This window comes from Thermococcus sp. M36, assembly GCF_012027355.1.
Taxonomy (GTDB): domain Archaea; phylum Methanobacteriota_B; class Thermococci; order Thermococcales; family Thermococcaceae; genus Thermococcus.
In genome coordinates this window covers 1-594 of sequence record NZ_SNUH01000049.1, presented here as the reverse complement: position 1 = coordinate 594, position 594 = coordinate 1, and the positions used below count along the sequence as shown (strand labels likewise).

Genomic DNA, 594 nt, shown 5'->3' with positions numbered 1-594 from the left:
AAAATTGCCTATAGTGAAGGACAATTTGAGCAATCAATAAAGTATTACGACCAACTGCTTGCTTTAGCTCCGAAAGACAGCGAAGCGTATTTTAATAGAGCCGCCGCAAAAGGGATGATCATGGACGTTGCTGGTTCTATAAAGGATTATGACAAGGCAATAGAAATAAATCCAAACTATATGGAAGCATACGCTAATCGTGGTGTTGCTAAAATCAATATGCTGACTAAAAAAGAAAACATTCAGCCAACAAAAGAACAAACGAGTGATGCTTGTGCAGACTTTAAGAAAGCTAAACAACTTGGTGATAAGACAGTTGACGAGATGATATTTATTTATTGCGGTAAAAAATAGACAGGGCTGCTTGTAACAAAGCATTTGAGCAAATTCGGCGGACGACAACGCGAATGCTCATCTACTTTTCGCTAATCAACTTTTTCAATAATTTCAACAGCATATTTTCAAATTCCGCCTCTGCTTAAATGCGAGAACGTTGTGCGTAACATTATGAGACACCTTCCTAAAATATTAATTTATTCAAGACTTGTTATTGGAATATTGATATTGACTTTTAGTTTTTTGCATATTGATAAA

Annotated in this window: 1 protein-coding gene; it reads left to right on the top strand. The window is 35.5% G+C overall.

What is annotated here, in order from left to right; translation table 11 throughout:
• On the top strand, nucleotides 1-354 hold a 354-nt coding region (locus E3E36_RS11260; RefSeq protein ID WP_167895514.1), incomplete at its 5' end, for a tetratricopeptide repeat protein.
• Nucleotides 355-594 lie beyond the last annotated feature (240 nt).